General features: G+C 62.9%; 15 protein-coding genes. 1 reads left to right on the top strand and 14 read right to left on the bottom strand.

The window, feature by feature from the left end; genetic code table 11:
* Window positions 1-3: 3 nt before the first annotated feature.
* From ARTB_RS08145 to ARTB_RS08085, 13 genes are all read right to left on the bottom strand, one after another.
* Window positions 4-921: a transporter substrate-binding domain-containing protein gene (locus ARTB_RS08145; RefSeq protein WP_243178642.1), complete on the bottom strand. Its 918-nt coding sequence runs from the start codon at window positions 919-921 to the stop codon at window positions 4-6.
* A 37-nt stretch (window positions 922-958) separates the two neighbouring features.
* Complete coding sequence (locus tag ARTB_RS08140) at window positions 959-2011, bottom strand: SIS domain-containing protein (RefSeq protein ID WP_243178640.1); 1053 nt, start codon at window positions 2009-2011, stop codon at window positions 959-961.
* A 53-nt stretch (window positions 2012-2064) separates the two neighbouring features.
* Entirely contained in the window at window positions 2065-2889 is an 825-nt protein-coding gene (locus ARTB_RS08135; RefSeq protein WP_243178636.1) for a PfkB family carbohydrate kinase, read from the bottom strand.
* A gap of 276 nt (window positions 2890-3165) precedes the next feature.
* On the bottom strand, window positions 3166-4080 hold the full coding sequence (locus ARTB_RS08130; RefSeq protein ID WP_243178632.1) for a LysR family transcriptional regulator: 915 nt from the start codon (window positions 4078-4080) through the stop codon (window positions 3166-3168).
* A gap of 364 nt (window positions 4081-4444) precedes the next feature.
* A complete protein-coding gene (locus ARTB_RS08125; protein WP_243178630.1) occupies window positions 4445-5470 on the bottom strand; it encodes a 6-phosphofructokinase in 1026 nt (341 codons plus the stop codon).
* A gap of 86 nt (window positions 5471-5556) precedes the next feature.
* Window positions 5557-6744: a mannose-6-phosphate isomerase, class I gene (gene manA, locus ARTB_RS08120; RefSeq protein ID WP_279294092.1), complete on the bottom strand. Its 1188-nt coding sequence runs from the start codon at window positions 6742-6744 to the stop codon at window positions 5557-5559.
* Window positions 6745-6808: 64 nt separating this feature from the next.
* Window positions 6809-8245, bottom strand: coding sequence for an NAD(P)/FAD-dependent oxidoreductase (locus ARTB_RS08115; protein ID WP_243178621.1), 1437 nt, complete (start codon window positions 8243-8245; stop codon window positions 6809-6811).
* A 127-nt stretch (window positions 8246-8372) separates the two neighbouring features.
* Window positions 8373-9140 carry a GntR family transcriptional regulator gene (locus tag ARTB_RS08110; RefSeq protein ID WP_243178620.1) on the bottom strand — a complete coding sequence of 256 codons (768 nt, stop codon included), beginning with the start codon at window positions 9138-9140 and terminating at the stop codon, window positions 8373-8375.
* Window positions 9141-9247: 107 nt separating this feature from the next.
* Entirely contained in the window at window positions 9248-10048 is an 801-nt protein-coding gene (locus tag ARTB_RS08105) for a PfkB family carbohydrate kinase (protein ID WP_243178617.1), read from the bottom strand.
* Window positions 10049-10102: 54 nt separating this feature from the next.
* Window positions 10103-10939 carry a carbohydrate ABC transporter permease gene (locus ARTB_RS08100; protein WP_243178614.1) on the bottom strand — a complete coding sequence of 279 codons (837 nt, stop codon included), beginning with the start codon at window positions 10937-10939 and terminating at the stop codon, window positions 10103-10105.
* The gene (locus ARTB_RS08095) at window positions 10939-11901 is read right to left on the bottom strand and encodes a carbohydrate ABC transporter permease (protein ID WP_243178613.1); all 963 of its coding nucleotides are present in this window, start codon (window positions 11899-11901) and stop codon (window positions 10939-10941) included. Before ARTB_RS08095 ends, ARTB_RS08100 begins: the two co-directional genes overlap by 1 nt.
* A 1-nt stretch (window position 11902) precedes the next feature.
* The gene (locus ARTB_RS08090) at window positions 11903-13222 is read right to left on the bottom strand and encodes an ABC transporter substrate-binding protein (protein WP_243178612.1); all 1320 of its coding nucleotides are present in this window, start codon (window positions 13220-13222) and stop codon (window positions 11903-11905) included.
* A 41-nt stretch (window positions 13223-13263) separates the two neighbouring features.
* Window positions 13264-14277 (bottom strand): SIS domain-containing protein, encoded by a 1014-nt coding sequence (locus ARTB_RS08085; RefSeq protein ID WP_243178611.1) that lies wholly within the window; start codon window positions 14275-14277, stop codon window positions 13264-13266.
* A gap of 181 nt (window positions 14278-14458) precedes the next feature.
* Between ARTB_RS08085 and ARTB_RS08080 the strand changes: the two genes are divergently transcribed.
* Window positions 14459-15136, top strand: a complete 678-nt coding sequence (locus ARTB_RS08080; RefSeq protein ID WP_243178610.1) for an HAD family hydrolase — start codon at window positions 14459-14461, stop codon at window positions 15134-15136.
* A gap of 41 nt (window positions 15137-15177) precedes the next feature.
* Here ARTB_RS08080 and ARTB_RS08075 read toward each other — a convergent pair whose 3' ends face one another.
* Window positions 15178-16299: an NAD(P)/FAD-dependent oxidoreductase gene (locus ARTB_RS08075; RefSeq protein ID WP_243178609.1), complete on the bottom strand. Its 1122-nt coding sequence runs from the start codon at window positions 16297-16299 to the stop codon at window positions 15178-15180.
* Between the last annotated feature and the right edge of the window lie 14 nt (window positions 16300-16313).

Here is a 16313-nt window from a genome sequence, read left to right as displayed (position 1 = left end):
TTGCTAGGGGTTGGGGTTGTCAGCTGTGGCAAGCACGGCCTTTTTGAGGAGGCCTTGGGAACCAACGCCCCATTTGTCGAGGATGGTCTTGTAGGTGCCGTTGTCGATGAGGACCTGAATGGCCGCGCGGATGGATTCGCCCAGTTTGTTCCCCTTGGCGACCCCGATGCCGTTGTATACGGGGTTGGAGAGCAGACCTGAGACGTGCATGGTTCCGGTTTGCTTGGCACTGTAGAGCAGCTTGGCTGAACCGGCAGCTACAATCTCAACCCGCTTGGAGGTGACAGCCAGTTCGGCTTCATTCTGTGTAGTGAACTGCTTGAGATCGATCGGATTTGAGGAACAGTTCTTTGAGCTCTCTTCCAGCAGGTACTGGTAGTCAAAGGCTCCCGTGAGTACGGCCACGGAGCGACCGCAGAGATCAGCGATTTTCTCTACGGCGATCGGGCTTGACGCTAGCGAGCCGTATGCGGTTCCCTCCTGGCGCTGGGGGATGAAGTCCAGTGTTTTCAGCCGGTCAGGAGTGACTCCAAAGGAAGCGAAACCCGCGTCGTACCGCTTGGTGGCCAAGCCGGGAATGACTGATTCGAATGTGGTTCCCTCGATTGTGTAGTCAACGCCCAGGACGCCGAAAATGGCTGACGCCATGTCGATGCTCCAGCCCTTGAGCTCACCCTTCTCCATGAACTCGTCCGGCGGCCAGTCGTTGAACGCCCCTACCTTGACTGTTTTGTCCTTGTACGCGGCCGGCAGCGCGTCGTGCAGGGTCTGGCTGAAGTTCGGCGACTTCGCGGTGGAAGGCTTTGCTTCGCTCGTCGCGTTACTCGGGCCTCCACAGGCGCTGAGGAAAAGAACGGAGCCCGTCATGAATGCCCCGAGGGCTACGCCGGTTCCGTGCTTGGACAGGGTTTTTCTTAGCATTTCAGTTCCGCTCTTCTGGGTTCCACAAAACGGGGGTTTAGTACTCGACCTGCCACATGTAGCGGCGTCCATCCAGCTCGTAGCCGGTTGCGGCGGAGAGGTGGGCAGCTATACGGGTTGTTAGGGCGTGATAAACGATCGGGCTGACGAAGGCCCGGAGCTCAGCCGGGATACCAGACAGGGTGAAATCCTCAGCATCGACGTAGTGGACTTCCCCGGCATAGGTGTCAAGGAACGTCCGGACACGCTCGCCCATGGGTCGGGTTTTGTCCTCGCCCAAAAAGACGACGATCTTCGAATTTTTGTCCACCACCTCAAACGGACCCTGAAAGAACTCATTGGAATTCACTGTGGCGGCGTGCATCCACTGCATCTCCTGCATAAAGCACATGGTGAAGGTCAGCGCGGCGCCATAGAGAGGGCCCGAAGCCAGCACGTAGGTCATCGGCGCCTCTTTGATTGCACCGGCGATCAGCTCCGCCTTCGGTTCAAATTCTTCCAGCGCCGCCAGGATCTTCTCCGGTACCTGCAGGAGCACGCTTTCTCTGGCCGAGGTGTCGATGCCGTCGCGCCGCAGCAACGCCAGGCCGGCGAACTGCAACATCAGCTGGGAGGCGGCGAGGCCGCCCAATTGTGACCGCTGCCCGTTGTCCTCGGGCTCCGGAACGAAGACGTTGTCGAACTTGGTTCCCAGAAGGGACTCCGGCTTCAGCGTGAAGGCCAACACTGTCGCGCCCTGCTCGACGGCCCACTGGGCGGCCCGGACGGTTTCGGCCGTGTTACCGGTTCCGGATAGGGCGATGAGCAGGGTGTCAGAGCCAACAGAGGCGGGTTTCCGGTAGAAGAACTCGTCCGAGTTAATGCGAAGCGTCGGCGTGGAGGACTCCGTGTCGAGAAGATACTGCAGTGGCACAAGACCCACATACGATCCTCCTGATCCCACTAGGAAGATCCGCTTCGGCGCCATGGGAAGGCCGGCTATGGCCTCCCCGATCCGGTCCGCGAGGGCCAGCGCCTTTTCCTGCGACGGGATAAGATCCTGGGGGATCGGGGTTGCCTCGCGTGTGCCTACATAGATTCCGTCGGTCATAGTTGTTCCTCTCGATAATGCTGGGAGTTCGGGTTAGGGAAATCAGGAAGCTGCTAAAGCCTGGTCTTATCACTCAGGAAAAATGGAGAGCCGTGGCCCACGCCTCCGAAGTGGGTGCAGGTCTCGGCGGCCTTGAGCGCCGCTTGGTACAAGAAGGCGTGGGGTTCTGCGCCGCTAACGAGTCCGGCCAGGACGTTGGCCACGAACGCGTCCCCCGCCCCGAGGGTGTCGAGAGACTCCACCGGTACGGACGGAATGGAGTAAACCCGTCCCGGAGCATGCAGGACCGCGCCCCGGTCGCCGAGGGTCACAAGAACCCATTGGGCGCCACTGGAGAGGCTCAGCTCGACCAGACCGTCGACCTCGGTGCTGCTGAGGGAACTGCCCGAAAAGGATGCCAGAAAGGAATGCTGGGCAATTCCCCGGATGAAGGCCTCGTCGCGCACGGTCGAGAAATCGTACGAAACGAGTGTCTGTTGGGCGAGCAATCCGATGAACTCGTCAGTCCCGCTCGCCTGTGCAGAGTGAACAACTGTGTGCCGCGCCGCGAAGGCCAGATCTCCCTCTGTGAGAGTGAACCTGGAGACGCCGAGATGGGAGTCAAGAAACACGCGGTCGCCCTCCTGATGCCCGATGACGCAGTATGCAGAGGGCCCCTCGACAATCCGGCCGCGTTCGAAGTCAACGTTTTCTGCTGCGAGCGTCTCGCGGATCAAGGTCCCGCGGCGGTCAGTACCGACGGCGCCCAAGTACGAAACCCGCAGTCCCGCCCTCGCGGCCTGCACGGCCACGTTCAGACAGTTGCCACCCGGAAATTCCAGTCCGAGAGCGGGGTAGCAATCAACGAGATTATCGCCCACAGCCAGGAGGGTTTGCATTTATTAAAAGCCTTTCCCTTATTACCTTCGCCCCAAGAAGTTATAATCTGCGGGCAATATATTTACATCCAATGCAAAGACAAATTCGGCAACTTGGGTCAAACTTTCTTGATTCAAGTACGGGCCTTGCCACGCCTCTTGAACGAGTATCTCGGCCTCTACTCCCCGGCACAAGCGAGAATGTCTGCGGCCCATCGTTAAAGAAACCTAAACAATTACCATGCCTAAGGCGTCAGGTATGCGAAACTGCACGGGATCGGTAAAGGAAAAGAACGCCTACCCTGTTCCAGTTTGGGCGTTCACGGTCATGGCAATGGAGTCTGCTGTGCGGAGGACAGCAGACCGGTCGTAGCTGTCTTTCAGACGCTCGATGAGGACTATGTTGCGCTGGATTGACTCGCTCAAGCTAGAAACTTTTATCTTTCTGGATCCGGAAAACTCAAGCATCATCGGGGTCACCAGACAGACCCCTAGACCGGACGCTGCAAGGGCGAGCGAGGCAGCGGTGTCATTGATTTCGAATGTGGCCCTTGGCTCAAACCCCACCTTGCGGCAAACCGTTCGCACAACAACGCCAAAGTGGGTGTTGGCAGGCGGCAGAATCCAGTCGTGGCTGGCCAAGTCGGACAAGGCAACCTGATCCGGAAGCCCCGATCCCGGAGACGCTGCCAGTGCGAATGTTTCTGACCGTAGGGTGCGGAGCTTTGTGCCCTCCTCACGGGGAATCGGGGCAACCGGATAGTCAAGCCCAAGGGCGAGGTCGACGTCGGACAGGCGCACGCGACGACCCACGTCATCGACAGCATATTCCCTAGCCTGCAGCATGATCAGCGGGTATTGCTTATTCAGCTCCTCGGCTATTGGAGTGAGCAGGCTCGCCGCGGCGGTGGCGAACACGCCAAGGGTCACCGTCCCGGCGGCCGCTTGGATAGTGTTTCTTACGGCTTGCCGGGAATGTGCCTGGGCTTCCAAAAGCTCCGCGGCGTGTTTTGCTAGGACGACACCGGCGTCCGTCAGTTCAACTGTGCGTCCTACGCGTTGAAGCAGCGGCGTTCCGACGGACGTTTCGAGGGCGGCAAGTTGCTGCGAAATCGCCCCGGTTGTATAGCCAAGAGCCTCAGCAGCGGCGATCATCGTGCCGCGACTCGCCACTTCCTTCAAAGCCCTCAGAGAGGCCCAGCTCATGTCCATGCATCAGCCATTCTCTTAGCGATCGTCAAGGTTTTCTAGTTGACCCCAGTTTTATGGCAACTTATTTCATTTAGGCGATCTTGTTGCGACATGTTGAGATAATAAACACCGGTACTCCAATAAATGTGGAACGAATGCACCGGCGATGGCGAAAGAATCAGCTCGGCCAAGGAAAGCTCTTACGAAGCACGGGCGCTATAGGCGCCATATAGGGCGGCGGCGGCTTCCAGAAATGCCGCCGGTCAGAGGCAAATTCCGGCCTCACAACGATTCGCGCCGACTGGACAAGAGGAGGCGGGCCGATCTTGCATCAAACGCAATGACCCCTCTCTACTTAACGTAATAGCCGCTACGGGCGCCAGCCCTATCCGAAGAGTACGGCCGCTTCGTCGTAGTGGTGCTGCGGAACCGTCTTGAGCTTGCCGAGGGCGGCTTCGAAGCCCACGTGGTTAATGTCGGTGCCGTTCAGGGAGACCATGGTGCCCCAGCGGCCCTCGGCCACGGAGTCGACGGCTGCCATGCCCAGGCGCGTGGCCAGGACCCGGTCGAACGCCGTCGGAACGCCGCCGCGCTGGATGTGGCCCAGGACGGTGGCGCGGGTTTCGATGCCGGTGCGGGCTTCGATCTGCGGGGCCAGCTGTTCGGCGACGCCGCCGAGCCGGGGGCGCCCGAAGGTGTCCAGGCCGCGCTCGGAATGCGGGGATTCCATGTGTGATGGGACGAAGCCCTCAGCAACCACCACGAGCGGGGCGCGGCCACGCTCGTGGGCCTCGTTCACCCATTCGGTGATCTGCTCGATGCTGACCTTCTGCTCCGGGATCAGGATGGCGTGGGCGCCCGAGGCCATGCCGGCGTGGAGTGCGATCCAGCCGGCGTGGCGGCCCATGACTTCGGCGATCATGCAGCGGTGGTGGGACTCGCCGGTGGTGCGCAGCCGGTCGATTGCCTCGGTCGCGATCTGCACGGCGGTGTCGAAGCCGAAGGTGTAGTCCGTGGCGTCGAGATCATTGTCCACGGTCTTGGGCACACCGACGATCTTCAGGCCGGCGTCCCTGAGCCGTTTGGCGGCCGCGAGAGTGCCTTCGCCGCCGATGGCGATGATGGCGTCGATCCCGAGCCGGTCCATGTGCGCCTTGATGACGTGCGGCCCACCGCCGTTTTCGAACGGGTTGGTGCGGGAGGTGCCGAGGATGATGCCGCCCTGCTTGGCGATGCCGCGGACCATGGTGCGCGGAATCTCGACGATGTCGCCCTCGACAACCCCGCGCCAGCCGTCCCTGAATCCCACGAACTGCTGGCCGTGGACCGCGATTCCTTTGAGGACGGCGCCACGGATCACGGCGTTCAGGCCGGGGCAGTCTCCGCCGCTGGTGAGGATTCCAATTTTCATGTCTTGAACCTGATTCTGCTTGGAGCGAGGGATCCCCGCAGGACCCACCGCATCGTGCGGGACGGGCTGCCGAGGCGGCTGATTATTTAGGGAACGAAGGCCTGCGCAACCGTTCCGGAGCCTCTGACGGTGAGGGGGCCGTCGGCGGCCGGGACGAAGATTGATTCCCCGCGGTTCAGCCTCAGCCCGAGGCTTTCCCCGTCGGTTGTTGCTTGTATGGTTCCTTCCACGCAGGTGAGCAGCCGGGGTCCGTCTCCAGGTAAGGTGTGCGGGCCGTCCGCATGCTCAAGGTGGCTGATGGAGAGTGCGAATTCGGGGACGGGCGGGGAGAATACATGCGTGATGGCGCCGTTGGGAGCGGATTCCACTTCGTAGCCTGATGAAGTGAAATCGAGTGCTTCGAGCATGGCGTTGCTGTCGAGGTGTTTGGATGTCAGTCCGAGGCGAAGCACATTATCGGAGTTTGCCATGAGCTCCAGCCCGAATCCGCTGAGGTAGGCGTGCGGGATGCCGTCGCCGAGAAAGACGAGTTGGCCAGGTTCCAGAACGACCCGGTTGAGGAGGAGGGAGACGACTGCGCCGACGTCCCCCGGGTAGAAGCGGGCCAACTCGTCAACGGTGCCGTACGCGCTGCGTTCTTCAGGGTCGGAGCTCGTGACGGCCAGTTGCCGGCATGCTGCAACTATGTGGTCAACATCGGCTGCGCTGAGCTGCAGGAGCTGACGGAGCGCGTTCTGCAGGCCGGCGTCCGCTGCGGCGGGACTCAGCGCATGAAGGGCTGCCGTGACGGGTCCGTCCAGCCGGGACAAGAGACTGTGGACCTGGTCCGTTGGCCGGAAGCCGACGAGTCCCTCGAAGCGGCTGAGGGCGTACACCATTTCGGGCTTGTGGTACTCGTCCTTGAAGCTGCGGGTGGGGTCTGTCAGCGGCACGCCGCGGGATTCCTCGTCGTGGAAGCCTGCCTGTGCCATCTCGGGGGAGGGGTGGACCTGCATCGACAGGGGCCGTGCCGGAGCCAGCAGTTTGAGCAGGTAGGGGAGACGCCCGAACTCGGCCTGAACTTTGGGGCCGAGGTGCCTGATGGAGTCTGCCTCGATGACTTCATCGAGCCCGGCGGCCCCGGCGGAGGTGTGGGCCGTGGCCGGACCGGTCGGGTGGGCGCCGAGCCACAGCTCGGCAAAAGGCGCCCCGTCAGGGTCGCGTCCCAGAAATTCGAACATGGAGGTTGTGGATCCCCAGTCATAGGAACGTCTGGAGCCGGTTAGGCGGTACATGGTCAGTCCTTGAATTCGTGTGGCTTTATTTCGGAATGGGGCGTGTCCGCGGCGGGCGGCCAGGTCAGTGTTCGGTGGTTCCCTTGGGCATGAGCCGGACCACCGCTTCGGAGAGGATACCGGGCTTCCGGTCCCGGATTTCCGCGGCATTTTTCCGAACCAGGGCGGCCCGGACCGTCCTTGCCCCGATGAACCTGATCGGCTCCGGGGGGAGGCTTTTCGCAGTAGCCTGGTTGATCAGCTTGCTGTGCCCCCATTGGTCATCCAGCCCGAGAACCATGCTGGAGAGGATGCGTGAGCAGGCGGGGATCTGGGCCAGACCGGTACCGTTCCAACCGACGGCGTAGTAGATGTTGTCGTGGCCGCTGAGGTTTCCGAACATCGGCACGTGCGCCGGAACGCAATCGATGGGTCCGAGCCAGTCGTAGTCTATTTTGACGTCCTTGAGGCTGGGATAGACGCGCCGGAACTCCCGGATGCTGTCCTGGACCCATCGCGGGTGGCGGTTCATCTTGGCCCCGATGCGGTCCCCGACGATGGTTCCGCCGCTTCCGCGGCCGAAAACTACGCGCCCGTCAACGGTTCGCTGGTAGTAGAGGACCTGGTTTTGGGCATCGCAGATGGCTTCCCCGGCTTTCCAGCCCAATGCGTCAAGCCGGTCAGGGATGGGTTCGGTGACGACGACCTGGCTGTCGACGACGTACATTTTGCGGCGGAGCTCGGGAATGGAGGATGCCCAGGCGTTGGTGGCGATCAGGACCTTGGGAGCGCTGAGTTCTCCCCCTGGTGTCTGGACGCGCACCGGGCGGCCGGGGGTGATGCTCAGTGCGGGGGTGTGTTCATGGATCGTGACGCCTTTGCGGATCGCGTATTTTTTGAGGTTCCGCATGAGTTTGCCGGGGTTGAGTGATCCTGCCATCTCTTCGACAACGCCGGTGTACGGGACGCTGGAGCCGGTCCTGCGATTGAGTTCCGCGGCGTCCAGTCGCCGGTACGGCGCGGCGCCGTTCTCCTGGCACCGTTCCAGGGCGGGCTCCCAGGCCTGTTCCTGGGCACGGGAGCTTGCGCTCCAGATCCATCCATCGAGCCTCAGGTCCATGTCGATTTCGCCCGCGTCCTGGAGGGCTTTCAGTTCCTGGATGGCGTCCCTGCTCGCCTGGGCAAGGCGCAGGGCTTCCTCCGGTCCGGTGACGGAGGCCAGCCGGTCCAGGCTTTCGAACCAGGAGTGGATTTGACCGCCGTTGCGCCCGGAGGCGCCGGAGCCGCAGATGTCGGCTTCCAGGACCGTCACTTTTTGGGCGGGGTCGGCTTCGAGGATCCGGATGGCGGTCCACAGCCCGGTGAGGCCGCCACCGATGATGGCGATATCGGCCGTTGCGGGTCCGGTCAGTGCAGGGGCCGGGGTGTCATCCAGGGCCCGGGTGGACTGCAGCCAGTAAGACTGGTCCGTTTCCGGGGCGATGACGGGCGGGCGGAGCTTGAACTGCTTCTGGTTGGACATGGTTCCTCGTTTCGGGGGCATTTACGTGTCGTCCGGGCGCGCAGGAGGCCGGCGGGACGGCAAATACGGTTCGGCCGTGCGGGGCGTGCCCGGTGCTGGCCGATGGGGTGAAGCGGTGGCTGGGTCGTCAGCGGCGGAGGACGTTGAAGCTGAAGGTGTCCCCGCGGTGGTAGTCCTGGGCGTAGAGGACGGGTTCACCGTTGGCGGTGACGGCTGTTTCGGTGATCAGGAACCACGGGTCGTGGCCCTCCAGTGAGTACCGTTGCTTCAAATCTGCGGGCAGGTTTACCGCCTGGAGCCGTGCGGCTGAGAAGGACAGCGGGTATCCCTGGTCGCGGAGGAAGGTGGAGACTGAACCGCTCCAGTCGACGTATTTGATCGGGCCGGGAATGCGGGATCTGCTGATCGTGTCGATGCTGAAGATCAGCGGCTCCTCCCCGGTTGAGCGGAGCCGGACCAGCCGCACGACGGTGTCTCCTTCGGAGAGCTTCAGGGCTTCCCGTTCGGCGGCTTCGGGCTGATGTTCTTCAACGGAGAGCACGAGGGTCTGTGCGTCGTATCCGAGGCTCTTGAGCAGTTCAGTCACTGATTCGAACCGGGTGACCGGCCGGTCGACGGTCGCGGTTGCCAGGGAGGTCAGAAACCGGCCAAGTCCCGGGCGGACCTCAACGAGTCCTTCGTGTTCGAGGAGCTTGACGGCCTCGCGGGCGGTGCTCCGGCCGACCTTGAACAGTTCGACAATCTCGGGTTCGCTGAGGATCTGGTCGCCGGGCTTGGTGCCGTTCTCCCGGAAGTATCCTATGAGCCGGTCCCGGACCTGGACCGACATCAGGCCACGGCCACCGACCGGGGCCCTCTCGGGGCCGGCGGCTGGCTGGTTCAGGGACGTCGTCATCGTGAATCCTTTAGGTCTGCGGAGCTGAGTGTCATGCGCTCGTAGTAGTCGTCGGCCGCCCGGGTCGGTCCTGGCGTGAAGTGTTCCGCCGGAGTGGAACGTAACCATTATTGCCCGTCCTGGGCCCAGCCACCCCAGTGCAGGCACGTCCTCGCTGCGGTGGCTGCTCCTGCCCGCATGCAGGATTGAAGCTCTTCCCCGGTCGCGAGGGCGGCGAGGAATCCTGCGATGAAGCTGTCGCCGGCTCCCGTGGTGTCCACCGGGTCGATGGGGTCAGCTTCCTGCGTGGTCCATGACGTCCCGTCGAACGCGATGCTCCCTGCCGGCCCACACGTGACAACGGCCAGGCGGGCGCCGCCGTCGAGCGCGGCTTCGGCCATCGCCCGGGCGGCGTTCCGGTCGTCGCCGGCGGAGCAGAAGGCGACGTCCAGCAGGTCGTATCCGGCGCTGACGGCGCAGTCCTGGCTGATGCGCGCACCCCTGCGGCTGAGTTCTTTTCTGATTTCGTCTGCGAAGGGGCTCATGCCGATGTGGACGAAGGCGCACTCGGCAAGAGCGTCGAGCTCCCGGTTGCCGGGTTTGTAGTCGGCGCAGACCGCGAAGTCCTCGAACTCGATGACCCGTTCCCCGCCTGGATCCACCCGGATTTTGGAGATCGAGGTGACGCCGTCGAGGATGACAAGTCCCTCGGTGATGACGTTGTTTCCTTCCAGCGCCTCGCGTACGCGGCGCCCGTCCTCGTCGGGGCCGATGGCTCCGGCGTAGCGGGCGGGGTGCCCGAGCTGGCTGAACTGCATGGCGACGTTGAGGGCGTTGCCGCCGACGAAGCTTCGGTTCATGGATCCGAAGTACTGGTCGATGGTGTTGTCTCCGATCGCCCCGAGTGTGGGTCGTTCAACTGCTGTCATTCTGGGGTCCTTTCCCTGGTCGTTGATGGGTCGGTCTGCTGGCCGGCGGCGTGGTTATCGTCCGACGCCTTCGGCGAGTCCCCGGACGAAGTACCGCTGTCCGAGGATGAACAGCACAATCATCGGGACCGCGGCAATCGTCATTCCGGCAAAGACGGAGGGGAAGTCGGTGACGGCACGCGATGAGAGGGTGGCCAGGCCGACGGGGAGTGTCTTGAGGCTGTCGGATCCGATGAAAATCAGGGCGAACAGGAACTCGTTCCAGGCGAAGAGGACCTGGAGGATGACGGCGGAGACGATGATGGGGGTGCACATGGGCATGGTCACCCGCCAGAAGGTCTGGCGCCGGCTGGCGCCGTCGAGGACTGCCGCCTCGTCGACGTCGATCGGAAGGTCGATCATGTAGGAGCGGATGAGGAAGGTGGTGAAGGGGACCCGGAAGGCTGTGTAGAGGATGATGAGCGCCCAGTAGGTGTCGTAGAGTCCCCATGACTGCATGAGTTTCACCAGCGGGACAAGGGCGACCGTCGGGGCGAGCATTAGGCCCCCGACGATGATCATCAGGATCGGTTTGCTGAAGGGGATGTTGATCCGGGTCAGTCCGAAGGCGGCCCAGGCGCTGAGCAGTGTCGTTGACACCACGCTTACGGCCGTCACCAGGACGCTGTTGAACAGATAGGTTCCGACGCCCCGGTCCACGGCACGGCCGTAGCTGCTGAAGTCAAGGCTGCCCGGCCAGGCGAACGGATTTCCGAGGATCTCCGAGTTGGACTTCATCGAGCTGATGAACATCCACAGCAGTGGGTAGAGGACAACGATGACGAGGCCAAGCAGGAACCCTGTCAGGACGAGCCGGCCGATGATGGGCCACAGACGCACGGGGCTGGTCATCAGACTCTCCTCTTGTTGGTGTAGCGGACCTGGATCAGGGCCAGGGCCAGGGTGATGATGAAGATGACGGTGGCTATGGCTGCCGCGTAGCCGAAGTCGTTCTTGACGAATCCGCTTCGATACAGCCAGGTGCCGAGCACTTGGGTGGAGTTGTCGGGGCCGCCGGAGGTGGTGACCATGACTTCGTTGAAGACCTGGAACGCCCCGGAGATCGTGACGATCATCATCAGCCCGGTCATTTCGCGGACCAGCGGGATGGTGATCGAGAAGATCTGACGGACCGGGCCGATGCCGTCCAACGCTGACGCTTCATAGAGGTCCCGCGGGATGCGCTGGATGGCCACGGCAAAGAGGAGCGTGCAGTACCCGAAGCCCTGCCACTGGCTCATCATGATGATTCCCAACATGGCCGTGTCGGGGTTTCCCAGCCAGGCCTGTTGCAGGGAATCGAGGCCGACAGCGTCCAGTAGGCCGTTGAGCAGGCCGCCCTGGGGCTGGTACATGAAGGCGAAGAGCAGGCCGGTCACGGTCAGGGAGATGGCCGAGGGCAGGAAGTAGACCGACCGGAGGATTGCCCTGAAGCGTTCGTTGCGGAGGTTTTCGATCAGGGAGGCGAGCACGAGGGCGAAGAACACCTGGCAGACGATGGAGATCCCCGCGTAGAGGCAGTTGTTGCCCAGCGCCTTCCAGAAGATCGGATCCGCGGCCAGGCGGGTGTAGTTGTCCAGGCCGACAAATCGCTGCTGACCGGTGAAGATGTTGGATGTTTCCAGGCTGTACCGGAAGTTCAGTACCAGCGGGTAGTAGACGAAAAGGAACAGGGTGACCAGGCCAGGAAGCACCCAGATCAGACCGTGCCAGGTGTTTTTCTTCCTGGCGGGCTTGCGGCGGCGGGGGACGGGCGTCCCCGCCGCCGCGGCGCTGAGGCCGGGCGGCGGGAACGTCTTCTCTTGGGTTGACACGTTACTTCGCCTGATCGGACGCGGCCTTCACCGCGGTCATCACGTCCTGCGATGTTTTCGTGCCGCTGATCATGCCCTCGACGCCGGAGAGGTAGGCGTCTGCCACCCCTGGCACGGTGACGGTGTCCAGCCAGATCGACAGCCGGCTGGCCTTCTGAAGATCCTCGATGCTCGAGCGCAGCTGTGGGGTGGAGTTCGACTCGTTGAGGGTGCCAGTGACCGGGCTCGGGAAGCCGATGGTTGAGGCCAGGGTTTCGGCGTTCTGCTTGCTGGTGACGAATTTCATGAAGTCCACCGCCAGCGCGGGGTTCTTGGCCTTGGAGTTAATCAGGAAGCCGTCAGGGGCGCCGGTGAGGGCCTTGGTGTCGCCCTTGGCTCCTGCGGGGGCAGGCAGACGGAAGAGGTCATATCCGTCCGTCTCGGCTGGGCTGCCCTTGGGGACGGCGGCGGCGAACTCCAGGTTCTCGACGTAGAACATGGCCGCCTTGCCCTGTCCGAACGCGTCGCGCTGGGAGTAGTAGTCGGTGCCGTTGGCCCCCTTGCCCGTGGTCGTGCATTCGTCGACGATCCGGGCAAACTGATCCAGGGACTGTTTGTAGCCGGGATCGTCAAACGAGGCGGTGGCGGGTTTGTAGTCCTTGTCCAGCGTGCCGGCCGGAACGTTGTAGCTGTTGAGCTGGGTGATGTAGTGGATGGCCGGCCAGCCGTCCTTGTTGCCGAAGGACATCGGAACGATGTTTTTCGCCTTCAGGGACTTGCAGGACGCAAGCAGCCCCTCCAGATCCGTGGGCACGGATACGCCCGCGTCGGCGAAGAGCTTCTTGTTGTACACCATGTACTTTGCGTCCAGGCCGAGGGGAACACCATAGGTCTTGCCGTCCTTGGTGAAGGCGTCCAGTGCCTGCGGGGCCATGGTGGAGCCCCATTCCGTTTTCGGGGCGATGACGTTGGTCAGGTCCAGGGCGAGACCGTTGTCGTAGAACTGTTCCGCGTAATTCCCTGCCCAGGTGAAGTAGACGTCAGGCACGTTCTGGGACGCGGTCAAGGTCTTGATTTTGTCCTTGTACCCCTGGTCCGATTCCTGTTGGAGGTTCACCTTTACCCCGGGGTGTGCCGCCTCGTAGTCCTTGGCCATTTTTTCGAAGAAGGCGGCGTTTCCGCCGGCGTAGCGGGTGATGACGCTGACGCTGCCTTCGTACTTGACGGTGGACAGGTCGGCGGCAGGCGCTGCTGCGGGACCTGCGGTGCTGCTCGAACCGCAGCCGGTCAGTGCCACGGCCACGATGCCGGCGGCTGCGACGGCCTTGAAGAGTGCTTTCATGCGATTTGGCCTTTCCTGGAGTACCGGCGCGCTTTCGCGGCCTAGTACTCCAGCTTCTTGTAGTAGCGGCGGGTGGTCAGTGGGTGATTGCGCAGGATCTCGAGGTGGGCGCTGATGCGTTCGAATGCCGTGGCCAGGAGGATCGGGGAAATCAGTGCCCGGGTTTCGGCGGAGATTCCGGGAAGGTCGAAGTCCTTGGTGTCGAAGACATGAACCTTGTCGGTGAACCGGGGGGCGAACTGCGCTACTCGTTCGGTCAGGGGGCGGGATTCGTCTTCGCCGCTGAAGACGATGACGCTTACGCCCTCTTCGACCAGTTCAAGGGTGCCGTGGAAGAAATCGGAGGCGTGGACCGGACGGGTGCGGATCCACTGCATCTCCTCCAGGATGCACATGCCGTAGTAGTAGGCTTCCGGCCAGGTCGACCCCGCGCCGGTGATGATGTGGTACTTCTCGTCTTTGATGGTCGCGGCAAACTCGGCTGCGCGTGCCTCGAAGGACTGCTTGACGTCCACCAGGAGCCGGGGGAGTGTCTGCAGTTCCGCGACGGTTTCCTCGTAGTTGTCGATTTCTCCGCGGTGCCGCATCACCGACAGGGAGACCAGGAGGGTCTGGAGGTAGAACATTTCGGAGGAGGTGTCGTCCTCGGCGAAATTCGTGAAGTTGTAGTCGGCCTTTTGCGCGAGGGGCGTATCTGAGTGGCCGGTGAGCGAGATGACGGTGGCGCCCTTGTTCTTCGCATATTCAAGGGCCGCGACGGCCTCCTTCGTGGTCCCGGACAGGGACGGCATGATCACCAGGGACTTGGGGCCGAGGTGGACGGAGCCCGCTTCCACGAGTTCGGCCCCCATCTCGTAGTGGACGGGAAACGTGGACTTTGTCTGCAGCAGACGCAGGGCCGGCTGGGTCAGGAACATCACCCCGCCTGCGCCGAGGAAGAAGAGGTTCTCGGCGCCGTCATCTAGGCACTGGCGCACCGCGGCGTCCAGCTTTTCCGCCACGGCAACGGAGCCCTGCTGGATGGTAACGAAGCGGTCCTGATCAAAGTTAAGCATTTCGTAGTCTCTCTTGGTAGGCTGTCAGACATCCTCTGGCACCTGACTGATGTCTTATTAGAGATAAGCATCACATTGGCCAGCTGTCAACGAAAAGACCGACAGAATTTTTGACACATCGGGGAACTGCGTCCGCGTTCATGGGCGGGAGGCGGAGTGTCCTCTGAAAGGAGCAACAGCCATGGAAGACCGCGTGGACTTAGTCATCTTTGATTGCGACGGGACCCTTGTGGACAGTGAGGTTCTCAGCATCAAGGTGGATCAGCGAGTGCTTGCCGACCACGGCTGGAACCTTAGCCAGGAGGAGATCGTCGCCCGCTTCATGGGCCGGACGTCGACCCACTTCACCCGGGAACTGGAGTCCTTTCTCGGCCGGGATCTTCCCCCAAACTGGGAACTCAAGTACCAGCAGTGGTACGCCGACGCCTTTGAGCAGGAACTGACGCCGATTGCCGGAGTGGAGAACGCGCTTTTACGGATACTGATGCCCACCTGCGTCGCGTCGAACAGCCGCCACGCCAGGCTGGAGCAAACATTGGGCCTAACGGGACTGCTGCCGCGCTTTTCCGGCCGTATTTTCAGTGCAGAGGACGTCCGGGACGGCAAACCCGCCCCGGACCTCTTTCTCCATGCAGCACAAACGATGGGCGTGCCGCCCAAAAGATGCCTGGTAGTCGAAGACAGCCGCTTTGGTGTTCAGGCCGCCCGCGCTGCCGGCATGCGTGTCCTTGGCTACGCCGGCGGCCTGACTCCGCCGGAGTGGCTGGAAGGACCCCAAACGACGGTCTTCAAAGACATGGAAGAGCTGCCCGCGCTCATCACGGCCGCTCACACGGGCTGCCTGCGTCCACAACGGTAGACGGCAGGCAGGGCCGACAGGAGGCCCTGCCTGCGGACGGTCTAGGAGAAGCGTCCCGGCCGGAAGGTGGCCAGCATCGGGTGCTTCGCGCCGGTCAGGATCTCGCCCGCGAGGAGTTCGCCCGCGATGAGCCCGAGGGTGGCGCCCGAGTGCGTGAAGGCCACGAAGCAGCCGGGCACCTGGCCGAGTTCACCGAGGACCGGCTCGCCGTCACCCGGGATGGGCTTGTAGCCGATCTTCCAGGACGCCGGCTTCAGGTCGGGGTTGCCGGCGATCAGCTTGGATGCCTCATCGGCGAGTTCCTGGACCACGTCATCAGGAATGCTGAAGGAGCCGTCCGCGTGCTCGGTGATGTGCCCTTCATACCAGTCGTGGTCCAGGGCCAGGGTGCTGCCGGGGTTGGGTCTGACGGCGGCCCGGGGGGTGTTCAGCACGGCCTTCAGCCCGTGGTCCAGGGGTTTGGTCAGCACCAGCATCGAGACCGGGGAACCGTTCGGGATCTCGACGCCGAGGGGCGCGACGACGGCGGGAGTTGCGGCACCGCACGCCACGAGCACAGCGTCTGCCTCGTAGGTTTCCCCTGCGGCGGTCTCGACGCCGGTGGCCCGGCCGGCCTCGACCGTCACGGACACCTTGCCGGCGTTGAGGACGAGTTCACCGCCCAGGGCGTGGAACTCCTCCATCAGGAAGTCCACGAGATCGGGCAGGCTGACCCAGCCCTCGCCGGGATTGAAGATGGCGTTCTCCGGAACGGCTTTGGCATCGATGCCCGGTGTGGCGGAGGAAATCTGTTCAGGTGCCAGCAGCTTGGAGTCATAGCCGACGGATTTTTCGTAGGAGTGGCGGGCTTCCGTGACGGCCCGCTGCCCGGCTGCATTCCACATGAGGCCGCCGCCGAACTGCAGCCAGTCCCGGCCTGGGTCGGCGGCAAAGAGGGTGCGGTAGCGGTCTACGCCGGCGACCCGGAGCTGGTGGTACGGGGTTGACCGTTCCCCGGCGGAGTTCAGCCACGACAGCGAACGGCCGCTCGCCTCGCTGGCCAGGCCACGTTCGGTCAGGAGGATCACGGAGGCGCCGTCGCGGAGCAGGTGGACCGCGGTGGAGACGCCGAGGATGCCGCCGCCGATGATGGCGACGCGTTTGGCTGAAGCAGTGGAGGACATGGGTTCTCCCTTTC

This window comes from Arthrobacter humicola (genome assembly GCF_022803015.1).
Taxonomy (GTDB): domain Bacteria; phylum Actinomycetota; class Actinomycetes; order Actinomycetales; family Micrococcaceae; genus Arthrobacter; species Arthrobacter humicola_A.
The sequence above is the reverse complement of the archived record's forward strand: the minus strand, read 5'-3'. Positions and strand labels throughout refer to the sequence as shown.